Source organism: Limnohabitans sp. DCL3 (genome assembly GCF_048019295.1).
In the GTDB taxonomy this organism is placed as follows: domain Bacteria; phylum Pseudomonadota; class Gammaproteobacteria; order Burkholderiales; family Burkholderiaceae_C; genus Limnohabitans_A.
In genome coordinates, this window is the sequence record NZ_CP171842.1 from 3,202,402 (window position 1) to 3,227,761 (window position 25,360).

The 25,360-nt window shown below is 60.4% G+C and carries 25 protein-coding genes; 10 read left to right on the forward strand and 15 right to left on the reverse strand.

Annotated elements, in window-relative coordinates:
* Window positions 1-58: 58 nt before the first annotated feature.
* Window positions 59-481, forward strand: coding sequence for a universal stress protein (locus tag ACHEXK_RS14730; RefSeq protein ID WP_416547035.1), 423 nt, complete (start codon window positions 59-61; stop codon window positions 479-481).
* A gap of 4 nt (window positions 482-485) precedes the next feature.
* Here the strand turns inward: ACHEXK_RS14730 and ACHEXK_RS14735 are convergent, their stop codons facing one another.
* Both ACHEXK_RS14735 and ACHEXK_RS14740 read right to left on the reverse strand, forming a co-directional pair.
* The gene (locus ACHEXK_RS14735) at window positions 486-1,106 is read right to left on the reverse strand and encodes a TetR/AcrR family transcriptional regulator (RefSeq protein WP_416547036.1); all 621 of its coding nucleotides are present in this window, start codon (window positions 1,104-1,106) and stop codon (window positions 486-488) included.
* 118 nt (window positions 1,107-1,224) lie between these two features.
* Window positions 1,225-2,805, reverse strand: a complete 1,581-nt coding sequence (locus tag ACHEXK_RS14740; protein WP_416547037.1) for an alkaline phosphatase D family protein — start codon at window positions 2,803-2,805, stop codon at window positions 1,225-1,227.
* A 134-nt stretch (window positions 2,806-2,939) separates the two neighbouring features.
* On the opposite strand from ACHEXK_RS14740, the gene ACHEXK_RS14745 reads away from it, so the two are divergent.
* The 8 genes from ACHEXK_RS14745 to ACHEXK_RS14780 all read left to right on the forward strand — a co-directional run bounded on the left by ACHEXK_RS14745 (window position 2,940) and on the right by ACHEXK_RS14780 (window position 9,552).
* The gene (locus tag ACHEXK_RS14745) at window positions 2,940-3,830 is read left to right on the forward strand and encodes a DMT family transporter (RefSeq protein WP_416547039.1); all 891 of its coding nucleotides are present in this window, start codon (window positions 2,940-2,942) and stop codon (window positions 3,828-3,830) included.
* A gap of 35 nt (window positions 3,831-3,865) precedes the next feature.
* On the forward strand, window positions 3,866-4,852 hold the full coding sequence (locus ACHEXK_RS14750; protein ID WP_416547040.1) for an MDR family oxidoreductase: 987 nt from the start codon (window positions 3,866-3,868) through the stop codon (window positions 4,850-4,852).
* Window positions 4,853-4,986: 134 nt separating this feature from the next.
* A complete protein-coding gene (locus ACHEXK_RS14755) occupies window positions 4,987-6,819 on the forward strand; it encodes a hypothetical protein (protein WP_416547042.1) in 1,833 nt (610 codons plus the stop codon).
* Between the two features lie 12 nt (window positions 6,820-6,831).
* A complete protein-coding gene (locus ACHEXK_RS14760) occupies window positions 6,832-7,362 on the forward strand; it encodes a hypothetical protein (RefSeq protein ID WP_416547044.1) in 531 nt (176 codons plus the stop codon).
* 31 nt (window positions 7,363-7,393) lie between these two features.
* Window positions 7,394-7,663, forward strand: coding sequence for a BrnT family toxin (locus ACHEXK_RS14765; RefSeq protein ID WP_416547045.1), 270 nt, complete (start codon window positions 7,394-7,396; stop codon window positions 7,661-7,663).
* On the forward strand, window positions 7,647-7,943 hold the full coding sequence (locus ACHEXK_RS14770) for a BrnA antitoxin family protein (protein ID WP_416547047.1): 297 nt from the start codon (window positions 7,647-7,649) through the stop codon (window positions 7,941-7,943). Before ACHEXK_RS14765 ends, ACHEXK_RS14770 begins: the two co-directional genes overlap by 17 nt.
* A gap of 77 nt (window positions 7,944-8,020) precedes the next feature.
* Entirely contained in the window at window positions 8,021-8,998 is a 978-nt protein-coding gene (gene dapD, locus ACHEXK_RS14775) for a 2,3,4,5-tetrahydropyridine-2,6-dicarboxylate N-succinyltransferase (protein WP_416547048.1), read from the forward strand.
* A 254-nt stretch (window positions 8,999-9,252) separates the two neighbouring features.
* Window positions 9,253-9,552, forward strand: coding sequence for a hypothetical protein (locus ACHEXK_RS14780; RefSeq protein ID WP_416547050.1), 300 nt, complete (start codon window positions 9,253-9,255; stop codon window positions 9,550-9,552).
* A gap of 35 nt (window positions 9,553-9,587) precedes the next feature.
* On the opposite strand, the gene ACHEXK_RS14785 is transcribed toward ACHEXK_RS14780, so the two are convergent.
* The 3 genes from ACHEXK_RS14785 to ACHEXK_RS14795 form a co-directional block, all read right to left on the reverse strand.
* Entirely contained in the window at window positions 9,588-11,696 is a 2,109-nt protein-coding gene (locus ACHEXK_RS14785; protein WP_416547052.1) for an acetoacetate--CoA ligase, read from the reverse strand.
* Window positions 11,697-11,780: 84 nt separating this feature from the next.
* Window positions 11,781-12,110 (reverse strand): hypothetical protein, encoded by a 330-nt coding sequence (locus ACHEXK_RS14790; RefSeq protein ID WP_416547053.1) that lies wholly within the window; start codon window positions 12,108-12,110, stop codon window positions 11,781-11,783.
* A gap of 7 nt (window positions 12,111-12,117) precedes the next feature.
* Window positions 12,118-12,696 carry a cob(I)yrinic acid a,c-diamide adenosyltransferase gene (locus tag ACHEXK_RS14795; RefSeq protein WP_416547055.1) on the reverse strand — a complete coding sequence of 193 codons (579 nt, stop codon included), beginning with the start codon at window positions 12,694-12,696 and terminating at the stop codon, window positions 12,118-12,120.
* A 199-nt stretch (window positions 12,697-12,895) separates the two neighbouring features.
* Between ACHEXK_RS14795 and ACHEXK_RS14800 the strand changes: the two genes are divergently transcribed.
* Window positions 12,896-14,323, forward strand: coding sequence for an FAD-binding oxidoreductase (locus tag ACHEXK_RS14800; protein WP_416547057.1), 1,428 nt, complete (start codon window positions 12,896-12,898; stop codon window positions 14,321-14,323).
* A gap of 43 nt (window positions 14,324-14,366) precedes the next feature.
* Here ACHEXK_RS14800 and ACHEXK_RS14805 read toward each other — a convergent pair whose 3' ends face one another.
* The 10 genes from ACHEXK_RS14805 to ACHEXK_RS14850 form a co-directional block, all read right to left on the reverse strand.
* The gene (locus ACHEXK_RS14805) at window positions 14,367-15,980 is read right to left on the reverse strand and encodes an amidase family protein (protein WP_416547058.1); all 1,614 of its coding nucleotides are present in this window, start codon (window positions 15,978-15,980) and stop codon (window positions 14,367-14,369) included.
* Window positions 15,981-16,100: 120 nt separating this feature from the next.
* Window positions 16,101-16,835, reverse strand: a complete 735-nt coding sequence (locus tag ACHEXK_RS14810; RefSeq protein WP_416547059.1) for a response regulator transcription factor — start codon at window positions 16,833-16,835, stop codon at window positions 16,101-16,103.
* 137 nt (window positions 16,836-16,972) lie between these two features.
* On the reverse strand, window positions 16,973-18,136 hold the full coding sequence (locus ACHEXK_RS14815) for a benzoate/H(+) symporter BenE family transporter (protein WP_416547060.1): 1,164 nt from the start codon (window positions 18,134-18,136) through the stop codon (window positions 16,973-16,975).
* A complete protein-coding gene (locus tag ACHEXK_RS14820) occupies window positions 18,133-19,896 on the reverse strand; it encodes an ATP-binding protein (RefSeq protein WP_416547062.1) in 1,764 nt (587 codons plus the stop codon). Before ACHEXK_RS14820 ends, ACHEXK_RS14815 begins: the two co-directional genes overlap by 4 nt.
* Window positions 19,893-21,602, reverse strand: a complete 1,710-nt coding sequence (locus ACHEXK_RS14825) for an ATP-binding protein (RefSeq protein ID WP_416547063.1) — start codon at window positions 21,600-21,602, stop codon at window positions 19,893-19,895. The genes ACHEXK_RS14820 and ACHEXK_RS14825 overlap by 4 nt, the downstream gene beginning before the upstream one ends.
* A 36-nt stretch (window positions 21,603-21,638) precedes the next feature.
* Window positions 21,639-22,556, reverse strand: a complete 918-nt coding sequence (locus tag ACHEXK_RS14830) for a ParB/RepB/Spo0J family partition protein (RefSeq protein WP_416547065.1) — start codon at window positions 22,554-22,556, stop codon at window positions 21,639-21,641.
* 2 nt (window positions 22,557-22,558) lie between these two features.
* Complete coding sequence (locus tag ACHEXK_RS14835; RefSeq protein ID WP_416547068.1) at window positions 22,559-23,149, reverse strand: RBBP9/YdeN family alpha/beta hydrolase; 591 nt, start codon at window positions 23,147-23,149, stop codon at window positions 22,559-22,561.
* Between the two features lie 20 nt (window positions 23,150-23,169).
* Entirely contained in the window at window positions 23,170-23,940 is a 771-nt protein-coding gene (locus tag ACHEXK_RS14840; protein ID WP_416547069.1) for a ParA family protein, read from the reverse strand.
* Between the two features lie 55 nt (window positions 23,941-23,995).
* Window positions 23,996-24,613, reverse strand: coding sequence for a LysE family transporter (locus tag ACHEXK_RS14845; protein ID WP_416547071.1), 618 nt, complete (start codon window positions 24,611-24,613; stop codon window positions 23,996-23,998).
* Window positions 24,614-24,649: 36 nt separating this feature from the next.
* Window positions 24,650-25,264 (reverse strand): LysE family transporter, encoded by a 615-nt coding sequence (locus ACHEXK_RS14850; RefSeq protein WP_416547073.1) that lies wholly within the window; start codon window positions 25,262-25,264, stop codon window positions 24,650-24,652.
* Between the last annotated feature and the right edge of the window lie 96 nt (window positions 25,265-25,360).

Consider the following 25,360-nt stretch of genomic DNA (forward strand, 5'->3'; position numbering starts at 1 on the left):
TCCGGTCCAAGTCACGCCTACAGTGAAGGCTTGTTTTGAACCGCAACTGGAGCGCTTGATGAAAATCTTATTGGCCGTCGATGGCAGCGAATACACCAAAAAAATGCTGGCCTACCTGGCCACGCATGAAGCGCTTTTTGGGCCACACCACAGCTACACCTTGCTCACCGTGAGCCCACAACTGCCCCCACGCGCGCGCTCGGCCGTGGGCAAGGAACTGGTGGAAACCTACCACCGCGAAGAAGCCGAAAAAGTGTTGTCACCCGTGACCAAATTCTTGGTGCGCCACGGCATCGATGCAAAGACCACAGTCAAAATCGGCCATGCCGGGGAGACGATCTCCAAAGTGGCCGACAGCGGCAAGTTCGACTTGGTGGTCATGGGCTCACATGGCCACGGCACATGGGGCAACTTGGTCATGGGCTCGGTCGCCACCCAAGTGCTCGCGCACTGCAAAGTACCGGTTTTGCTGGTGCGCTGAAGGCTCAGCGGGCGCTCAGCCCATCGAAGCAGGTGCTCATCACGAGATCGAGGATTTGCTCTTCGGTGTGCTGCTCGCCCATTTTGAGAAACTCCAGCACCGGGTCGCAAGCGCGGGCAAACAAGGTGTACAAGACCGCAACGGCTGGCAACGCTGGGTTGATGTGGCCCTGAGCCTGCGCCTCTTCGATCCAGCCGCCCAAAGCGTCGCTGACCTCCATCAAACCATCCATGTAATCTTTGCTGCCCATCAACGTGGCGCGCAAACTGGAGTTTTGGCTGGGCAATGAAGGCATCAATCCTTGGAGCTTGAGTGTCATCGTCCAACGCGTCACCGACTTGAGTTTGTCGATGGCGGGGTGCTCGGCGGGCTGAGACTGGATCAATTCCTGCGCCTTGCGCATGGCCGTCACCATGGCCGCACAGGCCAACTCTTCCTTGCTGGTGAAGTGTTTGTACAGGCTGGCTTTGGCAATGCCCACCTCGGCGGCCACTTCGTCCACCGTCATCGCGTCAAAGCCTTTTTCGGCCAACAGGCGGTTCACGGATTGGATGATCGCCGTTTCGCGGGCGGCCAACATCTGGATCTTGAAGGACTTCTTGGGCAAGGTGGGTGGGGTGTTCATGCTCAGATTCTAGCCCGCAAGTCCAAAAAAAGACCATCGGGTCATTACCGAGTCGAACTCAACCAAAGCGCGATGACCACGTTACCTTTGGGCCGCCAGCCGGCAGGCCGACGCGCGGTCAGGCCTTTTGCACGCCAGCAACGCCTTGTTGGATGGCGTACTGGGCTTGGGTCTTGAACAACCCGTCCTGCCGTGCGGGATTGGCGGTGGTTCTGAACTCGGCTCGAATGCCTTCGGGCCGCACGTCCAACCAGGTGTAACCCCGCTCGTCCGAGCGGGCGTGCAGGATGTCCGGGTTGCTCTCTCGAATTTGAGCCAACAACTTCTCACCCAAGCCGCGCGATGTGACCGATGTGGTCACGATCTCGCTGGCCACCACGGGCGAGCGCTCGTCGTTGGCTTGCACGCGCAATTGGGCGGCCACGTTCATGTGCACATCGCCGCCCAACATCACCACGTTGTGCACCCCCGACTGGGCCACCGTGCCCAACAGCTTGGCGCGCGCTTGCGGGTAGCCGTCCCAACCATCGGTGAAGGCACTTCGCCCCAGGGGGGTGTTGACGCCACTCGGGCTCATTTGCGTGGATTGCGCCACCAACTTCCAGCGTCGGTTGCTGCGCGTCAGGCCCTCGGTGAACCATTGCTCTTGCGCCGCGCCCAGCATGCTGCGCGATGGATCGCCCAAGGCCTCACACGCCACGACCACTCGGCCTCCGCCCCGGTTCGGGTCCAGACAAGCCTGGTGGTCACGGTACTGGCGGCAGTCCAGCGTCCACAAGTCGGCCAACTGGCCCCAGGGCATGCGATCGTGGATGCGCATTTGGCTGGCGTTGACCGGGTCAGGCCCCAGCCGCAGGGGCATGTGCTCAAAATAAGCTTGGTAGGCGGCGGCTCGGCGACGTAAAAAAGCCAGCGGATCGGTGAAGTGACGGTCCAAATCGTTGGCGTAGTCGTTGACCACCTCATGGTCGTCCCAAGTCATGGCCCAGGTGTGCGCTGCATGACAGGCTTGCAAATCGGCATCGGTTTTGTACTGCGCATGGCGCTCGCGGTATTCGTCAAGCAACTTGGGCTCGCCGCCAAGATGTCGGCGCAGCAGATACTGCGGGTTGGAGCTTTCGTAAATGTAGTCCCCCGCGAACAGCACCAAGTCGAGATCACGCTGGGCCATCTCTCGGTGGGCCGTGAAGTAGCCCTGCTCGTAATGTTGGCAAGAAGCCAACGCCATGCGCAAACGTGCCACGGGTTCATCGACAGCTGGGCTGGTGCGTGCGCGGCCCAAGGAACTGACGGCGCTGCCACACACGAAACGGTACCAATACGTTCGACCCGGCTGCAAACCGCTGGCCACCACATGCACACTGTGCGCCCGCGACGCATCGGTTTGTAGCCGCCACTGGCGAACCGGTTGCCGCAAGGCCTCATCGGCGTACACCTCGCACACCACCTCCAGGCTTTGCACACGCATGGCCTCATCGGCTGGGCTGATGCGAAGGCGCGTCCACAACACCACACTGCTGGGCTGCGGCTGGCCACTGGCCACGCCCAAACTGAAAGGGTCCACTTGCCAACGTGGCCCTTGACCCCCAGCAGCGGCCTGCAGCCCCTGCGCCTGAACCCCTGCGCCCAACCAGGGCGTCAAGGCCAAGGCCAAAGCACGGTGATGCAGGTCTCGACGGGACAAGAAAGAAGGGTTCATGGTGGCAAGGCGCTGGCGGCGTAGGGACAAAAATTCAGCCTCTATATTAGACGGGCACGGCACGCGACCCGGCCAGCGCGGACCTTGCCTGGTGGTGACAGGCCGGCGCGCGTGACAACGGCACAATGGGGCCCATGCGCGCCTCGACCCGACCCCGACAAGACCATCTGGACGCCCTGGCCGTGGGCGTGTTGCTGGTGTGCTGCATGTTTTGGGGCTTCCAGCAAGTGCTGGTCAAAGCCACGGTGGGTGAATTACCGCCGGTCTTTCAATCGGGCGTGCGCGGCTTAGGGGCCACCTTGCTGCTCTGGCTCTGGTGCCAGTGGCGGGGCGTCAAGCTTTTTGACCGGGATGGCAGCTTGTGGGCGGGTTTGCTGGTGGGCAGCCTGTTTGCGGCTGAATTTGCCTTCATCTACACCGGCCTGCAACACACCTCGGCCTCGCGGCTGACGGTGTTTTTGTACACCTCGCCCTTTTGGGTGGCGGCCTTGCTGCCTTGGTTCGTCCGCACCGAGCGGCTGCGGCCTGTGCAATGGCTGGGCATGGCTTGCGCGTTTGCTGCTGTGGTCTTTGCACTGCGTGAAGGTTTGGGTGGCACAGGGGCCACGGGCGACCTGATGGGCCTGGCCGCCGGGGCCTTGTGGGGCCTGACGACGGTGGCCATCCGGGCGGCCAACCTCACGCGGTTGGCCGCTGAAAAACTGCTGTTTTACCAATTGGCCGTGAGCACCCTGGTGCTGCTCCTGCTGTCACACCTGCTGGGTGAACCCTGGGGTGGCACCTGGAGCGGCTTTGCGGTGGGCTCGGTGGCGCTGCAAACGGTGGGAGGCGCATTCGCCAGCTACCTCGCCTGGATGTGGATGCTGGGCCACTACCCGGCCACCAAGATCTCGGCCTTTGTGTTTTTGACTCCGCTCTTCGCTTTGCTGTTTGGCATGCTCTGGCTGGGCGAGGCGGTGACCTTCACACTGGCGCTGTCCTTGGCGCTGGTGGCGGTGGGCATCGTGCTGGTCAACCGCCCATAAAGCGCCGACATCCCCCCTCTTTTCTGAAAGCCCCCATGACTTACCAAGCCCTGCAAATCCAAAAAGACGACGCCGGTTACCGCTGCACCTTGCAAACACTCGATGACAGCGCCTTGCCAGAAGGCGACGTGTCGGTGCAAGTGGACTACTCCACCCTCAACTACAAAGACGGCCTGGCCATCACGGGCAAAAGCCCGGTGGTGCGCAAGTTCCCGCTCACGCCCGGCATTGACTTGGCGGGCACCGTGACCGAAAGCCAGCACCCGCTGTTCAAAGCCGGGGACGCCGTCGTTTTGAACGGCTGGGGCGTGGGCGAAAGCCACAGCGGCGGCTTGGCACAAAAAGCGCGCCTCAAGGGCGACTGGTTGGTCAAGCTGCCTGCCGCGTTCACGCCGCGCCAAGCCATGGCCATTGGCACGGCGGGTTACACCGCCATGCTGTGCGTGATGGCACTTGAAAAGCACGGCGTCACACCCGAAAAGGGTGATATTTTGGTCACCGGTGCCGGCGGCGGCGTGGGCAGCGTGGCCATTGCGCTCTTGGCCAAGCTCGGCTACCGCGTGGTGGCCAGCACCGGCCGCCTGCAAGAGGCCGACTACCTGCGCCAGCTCGGCGCGGCCGACGTGATGGACCGTGCCGAGCTGTCTGCCCCCGGCAAGCCATTGGCCAAAGAGCGCTGGGCGGGCGTGGTCGACACCGTGGGCAGCCACACCCTGGCCAACGCCTGCGCCAGCACGAAATACGGCGGTGTGGTGACGGCCTGCGGCCTTGCCCAAGGTATGGACTTTCCGTCCAGCGTGGCGCCCTTCATCTTGCGCGGCGTGACCTTGGCCGGCATCGACAGCGTGATGGCCCCGCGAGCTGTGCGCGAAGCCGCCTGGGCACGTTTGGCGCAAGACCTGGACACGGCGCAACTGGAGCGCATGACCCGCGAAGTGGGCCTGACCGACGCGATCGGCTTGGGAGCGGAAATTTTGGCGGGCCAGGTGCGCGGCCGGGTGGTGGTGAACGTGAACGGCTGACGGTCTCGGACAAGCGCTTCAAAGCCGTGAAGTGATTGTTTTGTCATTCGAGATGTACAGCGAGTTACATATAAACAATACTTTTTAATCATTTAAATCAGACAATGTTGATTTTTTAATCAACATTGTCTGCCGTGAGCCTCTACACCCAGCTGCAAGCCGCCAAGAGCGAAGAAGACGTCAAGGACGCGTACATCAAGGCCCTGGGCCTCAAGCAATACACCAAAGGCCTGATCGACATCCAGACCCGTGAGGTCTGGTTCGAGGCCAAGGACACCGACCGCAACTCCAGCTACGCCATGTTCACCCAGCTGCTGCATTACGTGCAGGTGGCGCTGAACAAAGGCGAACCGGTGCCGCCGTTTCTGGCGGTGATCGACACCGAAAAAGCGGCCATCATGAAAAGCGCCGATGTGCTGCCTTTTCTGGCCAAAAAAACCATCCAGTGGGGCAAGTCGGCCAGCCAATACACCCAAGAGGCGCTGAACGACATCTCGGCCCACATCGGCACTTACTTTGTGTCGTTCCGGATCAAGACGCACGAAGACGAGTTCATCAGCACCGTCAAAGCGGCCATCCAATCGGGCGACATCATCCGCACGCAAATCACGCCGGACAACCTGAAACAGGTGTTTGACAAATGGGTGGCCATGGTGGGCCGCGAGATCGTGGGTGTGAGCGAAGAAGACTACGCGCTGCTGTTTTTCGCGGACATCATGCACGACGGCACCGTGTCCACACACGCCAATTTGCCGGCCGAGTTGATGCACAAAAGCGGCGCGCCCGTGTTCTCGCTGGGCGGCAAAAATTTTGACCTGGGCAACAAAGAAGGTTATCGGCAGTTTTGGGCCATCTACCACCGCCCGCCCAAATCGGAGTACCGCGACTACCTGCTCGAGCGCCGCGACAGCCTGATCCCGTATGACGAACGCAGCTTCAAGGGCGCGTATTACACGCCGCTGCATGTGGTGGACAAAGCCTATGACAAGCTGGCCGAAACGCTGGGCGCCAACTGGCAAAAAGACTACATCGTGTGGGACATGTGCTGCGGCGTGGGCAACCTGCAGGTCAAGCACAGCAACCCGCGCAACCTCTACATGAGCACGCTGGACCAAGCGGACATCGACGTGATGAAAGCCACCAAAACCTGCGTGGCGGCGCAGCGCTTTCAGTACGACTACTTGAACGACGACATCACCGAGGACGGGCAGATTGACTACAGCCTGAGCAACAAGGTGCCGCCAGAATTGCGCAAAGCCATTGCGGAGGGGAAGAAGATTTTGGTGTTGATCAATCCGCCTTATGGCGAATCCGCCAACACGCTGAACAAAAGCGCAAAAACCGACATTGCAACCACGAACATTGCGAAAACATCCAATGGACAAGGCTACGCCAACAGGGAGTTATTCACGCAATTTGTGGTTCGGGTTCAAAGGGAGATTCCATCCGCAATTTTGGCAATGTTCAGCACTTTAAAGTACGTGAACGCACCTAATTTTGAAAGTTTCCGCGCAAATTGGAACGCCCACTATTTGGGCGGCTTCATTGTGCACAGTAAGGCTTTTGATGGGCTGAGCGGGAATTTTCCGATTGGATTTTTGATATGGAAAACTCAGCCACGGCCAAAAGAATTTCCAAGCCAAATACAGGTAGATGTCCTGAACCGAGATGCTCAGGCCATCGGCGAGAAGTTGTTTCACAACATCCCAAAAGATCGATTTCTCAACACCTGGATCCAGCGGCCACGCGCAAACGCTGTGGATGCCTTGCCGTTGAAAAATGCGATCTCACCAACCACCAGCACCAAAGATGTCCGCGGAACAAAATGGGCTGACGGTGCAATCGGCAGCATGTTGTGCGACAGCAATGATTTGCAAGGCGCGGGGCAGGGCACGGCTTTGTTGTCGTCTGGCTTTTCCAGTGCAGGTGCATTCTTTGTGGCAACTGAAAATTTATGGAAAAGCTGAGTTGTTTTCACCGTGAGGCTACTGGTCAAACACAGCTGGATCAATCACAACGACCAGTTTTTGCAGCCATCAGAGCCCTTGTCAGATGAGTTCAAAAATGACTGCCTGCTGTGGATGTTGTTTCACGGCAAGAACCTGAGCGCCAGCGCCAACGACCTCGAATGGAACGGCAAAAAGTGGTCCATCGTCAACCACTTCATCCCCTTCACCGAAGAAGAAGTCGATGCGCCCGACCGGTTCGAGTCCGACTTCATGGTGCAGTACTTGGCGGACAAAACCCTGTCTGCCGAAGCCACCGCCGTGCTGGACGCAGGCCGCAGCTTGTGGAAGGCCTACTTTGCCCACACCGACGTGCGCACGGTGCGTGACCAATACAAGCTCAACCGCCCCGATGTGGGTTGGTACCAGATCCGCAACGCACTGGCCGAGCGCAACAAAAGCGGCGACACCGCCCCCGTCAACTTCAAACCTTTTGAGGTGGCCTACGAAGCGCTGACCCAGAAGCTGCGCCCGCAAGTGTTCAGTTTGGGGTTTTTACGCTGAAGCATTGATTTTCAGTAGCTACACAAATAAAATGAACATTGAGTTCGATCCGATCAAAGACGCCTCTAACCAGATCAAACATGGTCTGTCACTGGGCATGGCCGGTGAACTCGACTGGGAGTCCGCGTTGGTATGGGTTGACGATCGTTTTGAGTACAACGAGATGCGAATGATCGCGCTCGCACCCAAGACCGAAACCCTGTACTTCGTGGCATTTGTTGACCGGGCACCAGCGCGAAGAGTCATCAGTCTTCGCCGTGCAAATCGACGGGAGGTAAAGCACTATGTCGAAAATTTCTAAGCGCCCCACAGTGCGCATGCCCAGCGTGAAAGAAGACAAGGCCATCACCGCCGCAGCCCGCAATGATCCAGATGCGCAGCCGCTCACGCCCACGCAATTGAAGGCCATGGTTCCGCTCAAGAGCTTGCGCGGTCGGCCCAAATCCGAGAACAAAAAACAGCTGGTATCCGTGCGCTACAGCCCCGAAGTACTGGCCTATTTCAAGTCCACGGGCGAGGGCTGGCAGTCGCTCATGGACAGCGTGCTGCGCCAATACGTCGCCAGCCATTCAAGACCCTAGGCCGCCATCCCCGATAATCACGCCTTCAGATTTCCCACGGCCCGCACGCATTGCGGGCCATTTTTTCGGAGCACCCCATGAGCACTTTCCAAACTACTGGCGCACGCGCCACGGGCCTGGCCACCTTGGCCGCTGACGGCACCGTGCTGGACACCTGGTTTCCTGCCCCCGAATTGGCGGGCGATGTGGCTGCCAGCGGCAGCACCCGCCTGACCGAAGCCGAAGCCGTAGCGGCTCTCGGCGCTGATGTGGCCCAAGCCCTGACCGCCTGCGCCGTGCGTGGCACCTTCGTGGTGGCTGTGCGCACCGAGATCAAAAGCCTGGCCGACGCGCCCGCCGACACGCACGATGCTTACTTGCGCCTGCACCTGCTGAGCCACCGCCTGGTACAACCGCACGGCGCCAACGTCACCGGCATCTTTGGCCTCTTGGCCAACGTGGCCTGGACCAACTTTGGCCCTTGCGCCGTGGCCGATGTGCCCGCCGCCCGCCTGAAGGCCCGGGCTGCTGGCCGTGTGCTGGAAATCAAGGGTGTGGACAAGTTCCCACAGATGACCGACTACGTGATCCCCTCGGGCGTGCGCATTGCCAACGCCGACCGGGTGCGCCTGGGCGCACACCTGGCCAGCGGCACCACCGTCATGCACGAAGGCTTTTGCAACTTCAACGCGGGCACCTTGGGCGCCAGCATGGTCGAAGGCCGCATCAGCGCAGGCGTGGTGGTGGACGACGCCAGCGACATCGGCGGCGGCGCCTCCATCATGGGCACGCTGTCGGGTGGCGGCAAAGAAGTCATCAAGGTGGGCAAGCGCTGTCTGCTCGGCGCCAACGCCGGTATCGGCATTTCGCTGGGCGACGACTGCGTGGTCGAGGCCGGCTGCTACATCACCGGCGGCAGCCGCGTGCAACTGCCCGATGGCAGCCTGATGAAAGCCAAAGAACTGTCGGGCAAAAACGGCATCTTGTTCCGCCGCGATTCACAAAGCGGCGCACTGCACGCGATTCCGCGCAACAAAAGCTGGGGCGAGTTGAACGCGGAGTTGCACAAGAACTGATTTTTTTCGTTCCTGCAACAAGAAACGGCGTGCCTGCGGAAGTGGGTACGCCGTTTTCACTTCTTAAAAGCTTGCGAAACTTCACTCTTGAATCCGGCTTCGGCAGTCGTGGCAATCACGGGCTGTTGCAGATTCGCAGTGATGCGAACTGAATAGATTCGAGGCAAGCCACACACCACGCTCTTGATCTGCCTGATGATATTGATTTGCGATTTTCAAGGCCCCACAATCAAACGATGATCGGAGGGGCCTAAATGTCTGATCGCACGGTATTCATCCTCAAACTGCTGATCTGCGGCGTGGTGGTCACAGTGGCCATCGGCTTCATGGCCCAGCTGCTGTGGCCTGCGCTGGGCATGGGGGTTTTAGCGCTCTATGTGTTAGCGGGCTGGGGCTTTCTGGCTGGCTTGATGTTGCTGCTGGTGGCCAACACCGCCGTTGGCAGTTGGCTCAACCAGTGGATTTTGCGCAAAGGCGGCACAGACACTCAGTGGCTGTGGTTCCCCACAGACCCTCCCGGTTTGAACAGAGACAGCAAGCCCAAAGAGCGCTGAAGGGTTTCAATCCTGCAGGCTGCAATCGGGCGAGCTCAAGCTTTGCCCAAATGCTGCTGCGCCAATTCCACATACCAGTCCAGACACCCTGGGTTGGCCATGGCGTCTTTGTTGACCACTTTTTCCAGGGGTTGGCCCAACATCAACTTCTTGATCGGCAGCTCTTGCTTCTTGCCCGACAAGGTGCGCGGGATCTCGGCCACTTGGAAGATCTCGTTCGGGATGAAGCGCGGGCTGAGCGCCACTTTGATGGCGTTGTGGAGCTTGGCTTGGAGCGCGTCGTCCAGCACCGTGCCCGGGCGCAGCACCACAAAGAGCGGCATGTAGCTTTCTTGGCCCAGGTACTCCAGATCCACCACCATCGAATCCATGACTTCGGGCAGGGCTTCAACGGCGCTGTACAACTCGCTGGTGCCCATGCGCAGGCCGTAGCGGTTGATGGTGGCGTCGCTGCGGCCAAAGATCACGCAGCCTTCGCCCTCGCCTTGCGCGTTGCCAATGCGCAGCCAGTCGCCGTGACGCCACACGCCGCCCATGCTGGCCGGGCCGTCGCCGCCTCCGGGTTGGCGGCCGTGGCCTGCGGGGTACATCTCAAAGTAGCTGGCCAAATAGCGGGCGTTGTCCTTGTCATTCCAGAAGTACAGCGGCATGGACGGGATGGGCTGGGTGCAGACCAGTTCGCCCACTTCGCCCAGCACAGGCTCGCCCGCTTCGTTCCAGGCTTCGACCGCACAGCCCAGTTCGCGGCATTGCATGACGCCGGGTTCCTGCGGCAGCTCGCGGTGGCCGCCCACAAAGGCGCCGGCAAAGTCGGTGCCACCCGAGATGTTGCACCACCAGATGTCGGTGCCAATGGCCTTGAATTGCGCCACGCCCCAGCTTTGGGTTTCGGGGGACAAGGGCGAACCGGTGGTGCCCAAAGCACGCACCCGCGACAAGTCGCCGCAGCGCGACATGTCCACACCCGCTTTTTGGCAGTTGGCAAAATAAGCCGCACCCGCGCCAAAGAAGGTGACTTTTTCCTGCGCCGCCATGCGCCACAAAATACCCCAGTCGGGGTTGTCTTTGCTGCCGCCGGGGTTGCCGTCGTAGATCACGCAGGTCACGCCATTGAGCAGGCCTGCGACTTGCGCGTTCCACATGACCCAGCCCGTCGAGCTGTACCAGTGAAAGCGCTCACCCCAGCTGTTGGGGTGGTAGCTGCAGCCGATGTCGTTGTGCAAAATTTTGTTGGCCAAGGCCACGATCACGGTGCCGCCGTGGCCGTGCACAATGGGCTTGGGCAAGCCGGTGGTGCCACTGGAATAGACGATCCACAGCGGGTGGTCAAAAGGCAGCCACATCGGCTCAAAGGCCTGCACCTCGGCGTCATCTCGCGCGGTGATGGCCGACATTTGCACGCTGCCCCCCACATCGCAATTGGTCAGGTCCAAGGTGCCCAAGTTGTCGTGCACGATGACGTGCTGCACGCTGGGCAAGGCGTCGCGCAGTTCCTGCACCACACCCATGCGGTCAAAGTCGCGCCCACCGTAGCTCACGCCGTCGACCGCAATCAATACTTTGGGCTCGATCTGCTTGAAGCGGTCGAGCACCGCGTTGGTGCCCATGTCGGGGGCGCAGATGCTCCACACGCCGCCGACGCTGGCGGTGGCCAAAAACGCCACCATGGCCTCGGGAATATTGGGCAAATAGGCCGCCACCCGGTCACCGGGCTGCACGCCTTGGGCCTGCAGGTGCAAGGCCATGGCAGCGACTTGGCGGCGCAGCTCGGGCCAAGTCATCTCGCGACGCAAGCCTTTTTCGTTGTGGCTGATCACGGCCAAGAAACCGGCCTCGTGCGCGGACTGCACATGCCGCATCACTTGTTGCGCGTAATTGGTTTGGGCGCCCGTGAACCACTTGGCGCCCGGCATCACATTGCCCGCCAGCACCGCCGTGTGGGGCGTGGGCGACTGAAAGTCGAAGTAATCCCAGATGCTTTGCCAAAATGCATCCAACTCGGTCACAGACCAGCGCCAGAGCTCGTTGTAGGTAGCAAAACTCAAACCACGTTGTTCACGCAGCCAGTTTTGGTACAGCCGAATTTGTGGCACGTAGAGGGGCGCGTCAGTGCCAGAAACAGAAAGGTTTGTCGCGGTGTTCATGGGCTGCAGGGTAGCAGCGCGCGCGCACCGCTGTCACGCACCAGAGCCCTGAAACATGCACCTAGGTGACAGTGCTTTAGCGCTTCAACCCGAGGTGGTTTCGCAGCGCCCTTGACCCGTGGCATGCCCCCGAAAATCGCTTTGCCATTGACGTGTGCGCAGGTCAATCTGGATGCGCTCATTGTCCACCGCCGTCATCACGCCATGGGGCGACAGAGAAAAACCATAGGGTTCCACACCATCGATGCGCACGCGGCGAATGGCCTTTTGGTCCCAATCGATGCGCACCTCTCGCACCCATGTGCTGCGCTGCGGCATGTACGCCACGGCGCAGCTCAAGACCACCGCAGAGGGTGCGGCCAAGGCCGGGTTGAGGATCGCCCCCAGCCAAAGCACAAGAGCTGCTGAACGCATGCGCACCTCAGGCCGCGGTCGCAGAAGGTTCGTCTGGGTTCATGCGCTGGCTCTTCCAATACACGTCGTCGCCACCATGCAGACGGTTGAGCACGCGCGCCAGCACAAACATCAGGTCGGACAGGCGGTTGAGGTACTGGCGAGGGGTGTCGTTGAGGGCTTCTTCGTTGCCCAGAGCCACACAGGCACGCTCGGCCCGGCGCGCCACCGTTCGGCACACATGGGCTTGGGAGGCGCCACGCGTGCCTGCGGGCAAGATGAACTCTTCCAGTTTGGGCAGTTGGGCGTTGTATTTTTCAAGCGCCTCATCCAAGGCGGCCACGGCCTCTTCTTTGAGCAACTCAAAGCCAGGAATCGACAGCTCGCCACCCAGGTTGAACAGCTGGTGCTGCACCTCCACCAGCACCTCGCGCACGTCCAAGGGCATGTCTTCGCACAGCAGCACGCCGATGTGGGAGTTGAGCTCATCCACCTCGCCCATGGCGTGAACGCGCAAACTGTTTTTGGACACGCGCTGGTTGTTGCCCAGCCCGGTGGTGCCGTTGTCGCCGGTGCGGGTGGCGATTTGTGTGAGTCGGTTGCCCATGGTGTTGCTCTTTCTGGAGGTTCGCTCAAGCGTGCAGCGTCTGGAAAAATGGCCCACCCATGCGGGCTGCTGCAAAGAGGCTCGATTGTCGGCCAAGTCCCCTTGGCTTGTCTGACAAAGGACAGCAAGGCCAGGGTTTGCAGCGTAAACTGCCGTTTGGCATGCATGGCGGGTTCTAACCGCCGCCTCAGGAGACACCATGAACGCCCCCACACCCGCCGCCCACTTGGCCCCCGAAATCGCGCAACGCGCCGTACCCGAAGCGTTTTTGGCCGCCCTGAAGGCCCGCTTTGGCGTGAATTGCTCTACGGCCCTGATCGTGCGCGAGCAGCATGGCCGCGACGAATCGGCCTTCACGCATGTGCCGCCACCGGCTGCGGTGGTGTTTGCCGAAAACACCCAAGACGTGGCCGACGCCGTCAAGCTGTGCGCCGAGCACCAAGTGCCCGTGATCCCTTTTGGCGTGGGCTCCTCGCTCGAAGGCCATTTGCTGGCGGTGCAAGGGGGCATCAGCATCGACCTGACGCGCATGAACCAGGTGCTGGCCATCAACGCCGAAGACCTGACGGTCACGGTGCAACCGGGCGTGACGCGCAAGCAACTCAACGAAGAGATCAAGTCAACCGGCTTGTTCTTCCCGATCGACCCGGGCGCGGACGCGACCATTGGCGGCATGAGCGCCACCCGCGCCAGCGGCACCAATGCCGTGCGCTACGGCACCATGCGCGAGAACGTGTTGGCCATGGAAGTGGTCACCGCAGCGGGCGAGGTGATTCGCACCGGCACCCGTGCTAAAAAATCCAGTGCGGGTTATGACCTGACGCGCCTGATGGTGGGCAGCGAAGGCACGTTGGGCGTGATCACCGAAGTCACCGTGCGCCTGTACCCCTTGCCCGAAGCCATCTCGGCGGCTATTTGCTCCTTCCCCAGCATCGAAGCCGCGGTTCGGGCGGTCATTCAGACCATTCAGCTGGGCGTGCCGATCGCCCGCGTAGAGCTGATCGACCACAACACGGTGCGCATGGTCAACGCCTATGCCAAGTTGGGCCTGCGCGAAGAGCCCATGTTGCTCATGGAGTTCCACGGCTCGCCTGCAGGCGTGAAAGAACAAGCCGAAACCGTCCAAGAGATCGCCAGCGAATTTGGTGGCAATGCGTTTGAATGGGCCACCACACCCGAAGAGCGCACGCGCCTGTGGACGGCACGGCACAACGCTTATTTTGCCGCCATCCAGAGCAAGCCTGGCTGCCGCGCCATCAGCACCGACACCTGCGTGCCCATCAGCCGCTTGGCCGATTGCCTGCTGGACTCCATCACCGAAACCGATGCCAGCGGCCTGCCTTACTTTTTGGTCGGCCATGTGGGCGATGGCAATTTCCACTTCGGCTATTTGATCGACCCGAACAACCCGCAGGAATGCGAAACCGCCGAAGCACTCAACCAACAACTGGTCAGCCGCGCCCTGCGCCTGGGCGGCACCTGCACGGGTGAGCACGGCATTGGCCTGCACAAAATGGACTTTTTGCGCACCGAAACCGGTGAAGGCGCCGTCGACATGATGCGCACCATCAAGCGGGCACTGGACCCGCACAACATCATGAACCCGGGCAAAATTTTCTCGATGTGATGTTGCGCAAGGCCTGTGACCCGGCCTTGCGCATCTCCGGGCCTCACAATGCGGGGGCCTTGAGCGAGCCCCACACCGCCTCCATGGCCATGCCAATGGCCAGCAAATTGGCGTCTGACCCCAAGGGTCCGTCGATCGCCATGCCCACGGGCAAGCCTGCTGCTGTCAGGCCTGCCGGGATAGACAAGCTAGGAAGGCCAGCATTGGTGCACGGGTCGGTGTTTCGGATGCACGTGCCGAAAGTGTCTTTGTCCTTTTGTTCCACATTGTCCGAGATGTAGCCGATCTTGCTCGATCCGTTTTTGAAGTCGATTTTCGGTGCCACCACGATGGTGGTCGGGAACAACACACACGCCACCCCGTTGTCTTGAAAGTAGTCCTCGTAGAGCTTTTGCAGTTGTGCGCGGCCACCGGTTGTGGGAACCATGGCAGCAGCATATTCGTTGGCATAAACCTGACCCGCAATCGCGCCAAAAGCACCCACCACGTCAGGGCTGGCCAAACCGGCCTGCACCTGGGCCACGGTGGTGACGGGGGCACTGTTGGCGACCAAATAAGCAGGAATCGCGGCAACGGGTTCTTGCAACGCAATGGGGAATGAGATTTCATTGACCAGCGTCATGAGGTCTTCCTTGAAGTCAGCTTCCACAAAAACCACCCCCGCATCTGCCAGCTTTTTCTTGGCCGCTTCAGCCACCGGCTTCAAACTGTCCTCCAGACCCGCCCAAAAGGCGGAAGGAAGACCGATCCTTAGACCTTTGAGCGCTTTGGCGGTTGGCACAGCGCCGCCTGTGATGACCGCATCGAGCAAAGCCAAGTCGGCCACCGTGCGGCCCATGGGGCCGACGGTATCGCGCGTGGTGCTGATGGGCAGCGCGTCATTCACACCGTCTGGGTAACGGCGACCCTTGCCCGGGCCGTCGCCCACCGAGGGGCGAAAGCCCGCAATGCCACAAAACGCTGCAGGAATGCGGGTTGACCCACCTGTGTCGGTGCCCAAACCCGCTGGCGCAAAGCGCGCGGCCACGGCAATCGCTGTACCACCCGATGAGCCGCCGGGAATACGGCTGGTGTCGTAGGGGTTCTTGCCGGCGAGTATCGGAAGGCCTGATGGGTCGGTGTACGTGAAATTGGTGTTGGTGATGCCAAACGCCCATTCGTGCAGGTTGGATTTGCCCAGCACAATGGCTCCGGCATCGATCAGCATTTGCAACGAGGGCGCATTGGTCTTGGGCTGAAAGTTGCGCAGCGAGGATGTGCCCCCCGTTGTCTTCATGTCTTTGGTGTTGATGTTGTCTTTGACGACAATGGGCAGGCCAGCCAATGCACCGAGTGTCTTGCCAGCGGCGCGGTCGTCGTCGACTTTTTTGGCTGCAGCCAATGCGGCAGTCTCGTTCAAGAAGATCATGGCGGTCAGGCCGCTGGCGGCTTTGGCGCGGGCGATCATGGTGCTCATGTAGGTCTCGGCCTTGAGCGTGCCATTTTTGATGTGAGCCACTACTTGTGTGGCGGTCAAGGCCAGCAAAGGATCTTCGGGGGTGTCAGTGCTGTCACCTCCGCAAGCCGTCAAGCCCGCGCCGACGCCTCCGAGCATGGCCGCAGCCGACATGGCGGTGGTGTTTTTGAAGAAATTCCGTCGGGAAGTGTCCGTGGTCATGGGGTCTCCGTTTCTGGTTGAAACGCCTGGATTGGCGTTCACTCCATGCTAGGAAGACCGGTCTGTGCAAACCATCCTGCAAATTCAGGAGGCGACAGGAGGCCGCCTGGGCCCTGAACCTCAGGGGCGCAATTTGTGGATCAGTGTGGCTCGGTTGGCGACACCCACCTTGCGAAAGGTGTTCTCCAAGTGGGTTCGCACGGTGGTACTGGCGATCTGCAATTCACGCGAGATCTCCTTGTCCGACCGGCCCAGCATGACCCGCCGCGCAATGTCCTGCTCACGCGGCGTCAGGCGCTCAGCCAGCATATTGAGCTGCAGGGTGTCCGGGTCATGGCTGCTGTGGGCACGCGCCAATGCCGTCACAAAGGCCGGCTGCAACATGTCCAGCAAGCGCAGCTCATCGTCTGAAAAGTTCTCGCGCCGCCGGTCACGCCAGATGCGCATGTCTCCCAAATTCCTGCCCTGGTGCCAAGCGTAGAGGTTGACCCCCCAGTGGAGCCCGTCTCTTTGCAGGAAATCGTTGAAAAACTCGGTCTTGACCAGCGCCTCATGGGCCAGCACATCGGTGGCACGCACCGCCACCTGATAGCGCTGCATCTGCGGGGTGATCGGGTCGTTGAACTGGTAATAGCGCTCGTAGGAGCGCAGGTTTTCCGAGTCCATGTTGATCTGAAGGGCCTTGCCAAAGCACTGCAAGTCCGGTTGCCAGACAAAACTGGCGTAAAACTGAGCGCCAAGTAACTGCATGACCCGATCACCAACCAGTTCGCGGATTTCCTGCTCTTCATGCGGCTCCGCCAAAGTTTGCATGATTTGACCCAACAAAACCGTTTGCTTGGCGCTGAGGTACATGCTCGATCCTTGGGTGGCTTGAAAAAAGATGGCCCATTAAATTTCAAGCAAGCCCAAATCCCAACCGGGTTTATCCCATCCTTCAAAACAAGGATGCAGGCCCACCGAAGGTGGGCGAGGCCATCAACGCGCCAGTTTCAACCGCGCCGCGTCCACAACCACTGCGCCAAACCGCCCACCACAACACCCCAAAAGGCCGATCCCACGCCAGCCACCGTCACGCCCGACAGTGTCACCAGGAACGTGAGCAAAGCCGCCTCGCGTAGCGCCTCTTGTTTGAATGCCAGCGACAAACCTGCGGCCATGGTGCCCAGCAAAGCCAATCCGGCCACCGCCAGCACCAAGGCCCTCGGAAACGCAGCCATCAAGCTGACCATCATGCCGCCCGCCAAACCCAAAGCGATGTACAAAACTCCGGCAGTGACCGAGGCGGTGTAACGGCGCCTGGGGTCCGGGTGTGCCTCTTGACCCATGCAAATCGCCGCGGTGATCGCGGCCAAATTGAGGGCATAGCCGCCAAAAGGGGCCAGCAACAGGCTGGCCAAACCCGTTGCGCCAACCACCGGAGACACCGGGATATCGAAGCCCGAAGCGCGTTGCGCGGCCACACCCGGCAAATTTTGTGAGGCCATGGTCACCACAAAAAGCGGCAAAGCCACGCTGACCATGGCCGACCCACTCCAGGCCGGACTCACCCACTCGGGCCAGGCCCAGGACCAGACGAGGCTGGCCAGGTGCACCTGGCCTTGGGCCGCCGCCACGCCCATGCCCACCATCAGCACACAGGGCACCGACCAGCGCGGCCACCAACGGCGCCCCGCCACATAGGCGGCGGTCATGGCGATCACCAGCACGGGCGCATGGACCACCGCCCCCACAGCATCCAATGCGAAACGGGCCAAAACGCCCGCCAGCAATGCGCTGGTCAGCGCCAAGGGGATCTTGGCCATCAAACGCTCAAACCAGCCGCTGTAACCCACCACCATGGTCATCAGCGCGCACACGATGAATGCCCCCGTGGCCTCGGGCAAGCTCACGCCTTGGCTCACGGCCAAAACAGCCGCACCCGGAGTGGACCAAGCCGTCAACACGGGCTGCTGGTACCACAGGCTCAAGCCCAAACTGGTCATGCCCATGCCGATGCCCAAAGCCCACATCCAAGACACCATTTGTTCAGGGCTGGCCCCCAAGGCTTGCGCGGCCGAAAACACAATCGCCGCAGAGCTGGTGAAACCCACCAACACAGCCACGAATCCGGCCATCACGGTGGACACCGAAAAATCACGCCAAATGCCGCTCATATGGCCTCGTGTCCGGCCAACAACCAAGACTCCACCCGCTGACACAGCTCGGCAGGCTCAAAAGGTTTGAGCATCACATCACTGAGGCCTGCAGCCTTGAATCGCTCCAAATCCAGAGGGTTCACATTGGCGGTCAAACCGAATACCGGCACCTGTCGGATGCGGGCCAATTCATCTTGGCGGATGAAGCCCGTGGCATCAATGCCGTCCATGACGGGCATGACCATGTCCATGAAAACCAAGTCCACGTCTTGTTCGCGCAAAACATCCAAGGTCTGTTGCCCGTCAACGGCTTGCAGCACCACGCTGTGCGGCCATGCGTTTTTCAAGACTTGCTTGAGCAGCAAACGGTTGACCGGATGGTCGTCGGCCACCAAAAACGTCCATGCCCGATGGGCACTTTGCAACATGTGGGGGTGCTTTTCAAATGCCTTGGGCGGGGCCGCAGCCGCGCTCAAAGGCAAATGCAACCAGAACCGCGAGCCCTTGCCGGGTTCACTTTCAAAGCCGATCTCGCCCCCCAGCAAATGCGCCAATTTTTGAGAAATGGCCAAACCCAAGCCGTTGCCACCGTACCGCGCCTGTGTGTCGTCTTCGGCTTGGCTAAAGCGTTTGAAAATGTTCAGCTGCCGCGCGTGGGGAATGCCGATGCCGGTGTCTTGGACCGTGAACTGCACGCCCGGGTTGAGCCACTGCACGCGCAGCACCACCGAGCCTTGGTGGGTGAACTTGAGCGCATTGCCCAACAAGTTGACCAAGACCTGCATCAAGCGGTGACGGTCGGTGTGGACCCAACCGGGCAAGTGTTCATCCAGCTCGATGCGGTAGTCCAGCTCCATGCTGTTGACACGCGGCTTGAAGAGCTCAAACGCATGGTCGGCCACACGGCGCAATTCAAACGTTTCCGGCTGCACCACCAGCTTGCCCGCCTGCAGCTGCGAGTAGTCAAGGATGTCATTGATCACCGTCATCAAGTGGTCTGCCGACTGGCGGGTGTGGTTGAGCACCTTGAGCGCTTCGGGCTTGCCCTCGACCTGGGACAGCAGCAATGCGTTGAAGCCCAAAATCGCGTTCATCGGCGTGCGCAACTCGTGGCTCACCGTGGCAATGAAATGTTCGCGCGTTTGCAGCGTCAGCTCCAATTCCTGGCGTTTGGCTTCAAGCGCCTCTTGGTAGCGCAGGCTTTTTTGCAGGGTCATGACGTGCAAGCGGTCGTAGATCAACGGCACCACAATCAGCATGCCCGTGACCAGGCTGAAGGTCACCCACGAGGACAGGGCGTGCTCCGGCCCCGTCTCGAACACGGGCACCAGCCCATGGTGGTTGGCCAAAGCCATGCCCAATTGGATCAACCACACGATCAAAAGCCAAGCCATGCCTGCACGCCGACTGATCACATAAAACGGCGTCAAGGGAAGGACCAGCAGCCAGGTCAGGCGCGGTGAAAACACCCCCCCCACGTGCCACGCTGCATAGGTCAGCACGAACGCGCCGGCCACCGTGCCCAGGTGCACCCCCCAGGACAGCGACAGGCCATGGTTGACCAACAACAACAGCAAGGCCAGCCAGGCCGCCAACATGAGCAGCCATGGTGTCGAATTTTGGTACGTGTTCAGGGCCGAATACACCAACAAGAGGGCGATGGCCTTCGTCACGAAGAACACGACGTAGGGCATCTTGCCCTCGCGGTAAGGCGCAGGCAAACGCGCCACCACCCACTCAAACCCCCGCTGCCATCCGCCTTTGTTCTGCACGTTCATCCCCGCGCCCTCAAAACGTGGCGACTCACGCCGTGCACCAAGCGCTGTAAATCCATGGGCTTGTCCAGCACATCGTCCATGCCCGCGTCCATGCAGCGCTGGCGCTCCACCGGGTTGGTGTTGGCGGTGAGCGCAAGGATCGGCATGCGGGCCGTGATGGCCGGAAACTGGTGACGGATTTGTCGGGTCAGGGCCATGCCATCCATGTCCGGCATGATCATGTCGACCAAGGCCACATCAAACGCCTGCTCATCCAGCAGGGCCAGGGCCTGAGCGGCACTGTCGAGTGTCACGATGTCCGCGCGGGGCCAGCATTTTTGAATTTGCAAGCGCGCCACCATCAGGTTCATGGCGTTGTCATCGACCACCAAAATGCGCAGCGCCTCGTTCTCCGAGAGGATCGCCTCCGATTGCAGCGGAGGGCTGGCCGTTGAGGCCTGCACCAAGGGCACATGGAACCAGAACGTGGCGCCATGGCCTTCACGGCTGCGCACCCCGATCTGCCCGCCGTGCAATTGCACCAATTTTTCGCAGATCGACAGCCCCAGGCCCGTGCCGCCGTAGGCCCGTGTGGTCTGCACGTCGGCATGTTCAAAGCGCCGAAAAATTTGGGCCTGCTGGTCCAGCGCAATGCCGCGCCCGGTGTCGCGCACCTCAAAGTTCAATCGGTCATGCCCGGCATGGATGTGCAACAACACCTCACCCTGTGGCGTGAACTTGAGCGCATTGCCCAGCAAGTTGCGCAGGATCTGCAGCAGGCGCTGGCGGTCGGCACGCACGCGTGCAGGCAGTGCCGGGTCCAGTGTGCCGCGCCAGGCAAGGCCCTTCTCAATGGCCTTGTCACGCTCGGCCAGCAACACCTCGTCCATCAAGGCCTGCAACTCAAAGTCTTCAACGTGCAGCACCAACTGGCCCGCCTGCAACTGCGAAAAGTCCAGGATGTTGTTGACCACCTGCAACAACTGCGCCGTAGAGCGGCGAATATGGTCCACCACCTCCACCTGCTCGGGCCGGTCTGCCAGCTCTTGGCGCAGCACACCGTTGAAGCCAAGGATCGCGTTCATGGGGGTGCGCAACTCGTGCCCCACCGCCGCCACAAATTCGTCTTTGTGGGCTTGGGCTTGCCGCAGCGCTTCGTGGGTGCGCTGGATGTCCTGGTTCCGTCCATGGAGCTGTTGCAATTGCTGCTCGTGCAGGTAGTCATACAGGCGCACCGCCAGCATCAGGTTGGCCATGGCCAGGGCCTGGTTCGTCAAGGCCCAGGGCACCGCCTGCTGTGTGAGGTGGATGCGGCTGTCCCAATGGCCGGTGAGCGCGCCCACCAACAACACCAAAAGGGTGGCCAGCACGATCACAATCCACACCAGCGCTGCACGCGGCCCTTGCAACAGCAGCACGGGAACCGCCAAGACATTGAGCCAGACCAGGCTTGAGGAGTTGATGGCTCCCGTCTGACTGGCCACATACGTGACGAGCACCAGGGTCAGGCATGTCACCACATGCACCAAGGGCGTGAACAAAGAGCGCACCCCAACAAGGGACAACAGGCCCATGTTCAATACCGAAAAAACCAGGTTGGCGTCGCGCGCGTAATGGCCCGACGGGAACAGGTAAAACACCAGCGACGTCAAGCTGGCAGTCAAGAGATAGGTGGCCAACAAGATTTGACGGAAATTCAGCGAGCTGCCCAGCCACGGGCGCAGCATCTCGGGATTTCCGTCACCGACCATGGCCTTTTGCCCTTAGCCGCGCAGTTTGTCGATCAGGCCATTGAGCTCGTCGAGCGAGCCAAACTGGATGCACAGTTCGCCCATTTCTTCGAACTTGCCCAAGCGCTTGACACGCTTTTTGACGCGCACCTCGACCTGCGCCATCAACAAATCCGACAATTCCTCTTCCACGCGGCGCACATCGCGTGACTTTTCCGGCTTGGGTTTTTGCGTGACCAAGTTGAACTCAGCACCCAATTTTTTGGCCAGGCTTTCGGCCTCGCGCACCGACAGCTTTTTGGCCGCGATTTGGTTGGCCGCGGTGATTTGCGCCGCTTTGTCGAGCGAGAGCAAGGCCCGGGCATGGCCCATGTCCAGGTCCCCCGCCATCAGCATGCTTTGCACCGGATCGGCCAAATTGAGCAAACGCAACAGGTTGCTGGCCGCACTGCGCGAGCGGCCCACCGCTTGGGCCGCCGTTTCGTGGGTGAGCCCAAACTCTTTGATCAGGCGCTGCAGGCCTTGGGCTTCTTCCAGCGGGTTGAGGTCTTCGCGCTGGATGTTCTCAATGAGCGCCATCGCGGCAGCGGCCTGATTGGGCACGTCGCGCACCAGAACCGGGACCGATTCCAGACCCGCCAATTTGCTGGCCCGAAAGCGCCGCTCTCCGGCAATGATCTCGTATTTGCCCGCGTTCTCGCCATCGGTCAACTGGCGCACGAGAATAGGCTGCATGATGCCTTGCGCCTTGATGGACTCCGCCAATTCGTACAAGGCGCCCTCATCCATGCGGGTGCGCGGCTGGTAGATACCGGGCACCATCTGATCCAGTTTGAGCTGGGTGGACACCCCCGTTTCGGCCGTCATGTCGGCAGCAGGCGCCTCTTGTACTTTCGGGCCCAACAAGGCTTCAAGTCCGCGGCCAAGGCCTTTGGGTTTTTTGGTGACCATGGTCAATCCTTCAAGAGTGTTTGCAAAAGCGTTTGGCCTTCTGGCCATTCGCCCAAAGAGGAGTCGGCGTTGATGTGCCCGGCAGCGCCCAGGTCCACCCACCGAGCCCCCCAGTCGTGGGCCAAAGCTTGGGCCCGAAGTGCCGTGCAATAGGGATCATTTTGGCTGCCCACCACCATACTTTTGAATGGGAGTGCTTGCCGGGCGATGGGCGACCAGCCCGGTAGGCGGTCTTTCAGCGCGGGCGCCTCGGTGTCGCCGGGCGCCACCAGCAAAGCCGCGCGCACGCGGCCGGTGTGCCGGGAAACGCTCGCCCACGCCGCCACCAAAATGCAGCCCAAACTGTGGGCTACCAGCACCACCGGACCCGGGGTGTCAATCACCGTTTCGTCCAAGCGTGCCAGCCAGTCGCCGCGCAAGGGGTGCTGCCAGTCGTTTTGCGCCACCACGGTGCAGCCCGGCATGCGGGCCCAGTGCATCTGCCAATGGCCGGGGCCACTGCCCTGCCACCCGGGCAAGATCAAGACCGAGGGCGCCGGCTCAACCCAAGCTGCGTCTGCGTTGGCGGTGGTGGCGTGGGTTGCAACTGTCATGGTTCGAAAAGTGCCAAAGCTCAGAGCGTGGGCGCGCGTTGCACCAGTTCACGTGCAAACGCCACATAGGCTTGGCTGCCTTTGGCCGAGGCGTCAAACACCACGCCCGGCAAACCGTAACTGGGCGCTTCGGCCAGGCGGACATTGCGCGGGATCACGGTGTCAAACACTTTGTCGCCAAAGTGGGCCTTGAGCTGGTCGCTCACTTGCATTTGCAAGGTGATGCGCGGGTCGAACATGACGCGCAGCAAACCGATGATTTTCAGGTCCTTGTTCAGGTTGGCGTGGACCTGTTTGATGGTGTTGACCAGATCCGTGAGGCCTTCGAGTGCGAAGTATTCGCATTGCATGGGCACGATCACGCCATGGGCCGAGCACAGGCCATTGAGTGTGAGCATGGACAGCGAGGGCGGGCAATCGATCAACACGAAATCGTAGTCGGCATCGACCACCCGCAAAGCGTTTTTCAGTCGTTGATCACGGTGCTCCAGTTGCACCAACTCCACTTCGGCCCCGGCCAGTTCGCGGTTGGCGCTGAGCACGTCGTAACCGCACTTGTCGGCCTTGATCACCGCTTCGGCGATGGTGGCAGACTCCAACAACACGTCGTACACATTCAACTCGACCGTGCGTTTGTCAATGCCCGAGCCCATGGTGGCATTGCCCTGAGGATCCAAATCGACCAAGAGCACGCGCTGTCCGACCTTGGCCAAACCAGCGGCCAGATTGACGGTGGTGGTGGTTTTACCCACCCCCCCTTTTTGGTTGGCAATGCAGAAAATGGTGGCCATAAATTGCGCTCAGGTTAATCAATTCGTAGAACAGTCAAGTGTGGCGGCATTTGCCCTATTTGGACAAGGCCAGTTTGAGGCCAAAACCCACCAAGAAAAGGCCCGCCACTTTTTCAAGTACGCGGCCCACCACGGGGTTCGCACGCATGCGCTCGGCCAAATGGTGCGTCAGCAGCGTCATGCCCAGCCCGTACAAAAAGGTCAGCGCCGCAATGGTGGCGGCCATCACGCCAAAGCTGATCATTCCCAAGTGGGTTTGGGGGTCCACAAACAAGGGGAAGAACGCCATGTAAAAAACAATCGCTTTGGGGTTGAGCAAGGTGATGGCCAGCGCTTGCTGAAAATACTGCCGAGGCCGGATGTTCAACACGGGGGCATCGCCAGGCTTGGCCGACAGCATTTTGTAGCCCAACCAAGCCAAGTAAGCAGCGCCCAACCACTGAATGGCAGCAAACGCAGCAGGGTAAGTGGCCAGAACCGTCGCCACGCCAGCCACCGCCAGCCACATGAGGACCTGATCGCCTGCGATCACCCCCAATGTGGCCATCAAACCACCGGCCACACCCCCTTTGCTGGTGGAGGTGATGAGCGCCAAATTGCCCGGCCCAGGAATGGCCAGAAACAAGACAATGGCGGCAACAAAAGCACTGTAGTCAGAAATGCCAAAGAACATGGAAAACTTTCAAAAAGCACATGCGCACATCGGTCATTATTTGGTGAAAACCATCTTCAAACCAAAGCCAATCAAACACACACCTGCCATTTTTTGCAAAAAACTCGAAAACTTAGGGTGAGCACGCACCCGCTCGGCCATGAAATGCGTCACCAGGACCACCCCAAAACAATAGACGAAGCCCAAGACCACAATGGTCAGTGCCATCGCTGCAAAGGTGATCCAGCCCTGGTGGTTGACCGGGTCAATGAACTGAGGGAAAAAAGCCAAGTAAAACATGATCGCCTTGGGGTTGAGCAAGGTGATCAACAAGGTTTCGCGAAAGTAATGCCCGGGCGTGATTTGGATGCTGGGGCCTTCTCCGGCTTGAGCGGTGAGCATTTTGAAGCCCAACCACGCCAAATACCCCGCTCCCGCCCACTGCAATGCCAAAAACACAGGCGGCAAGGCGGTGATCACAGCCGCCAAACCGGCCACCGTCAGCCACAACAAAACCTGATCGCCCACCAACAGGCCGAACACCGAGGCCAGCCCACCCGACAAACCACCCTTGCTGGCCGAGCTGATCAAGGCCAAATTGCCAGGGCCGGGCAAAAACAACAACAGGACAAAGGCTGCAGAAAACGCGCCGTAATCCGAAATACCAAACATGCATGCACTTTCAAGAGGATGGGGCGAGTGTAAGTGATGCGCCCCAACCTGCTCTTTTCAAACCACGCATGGTGCGTGTTTCACGTGAAACAACAG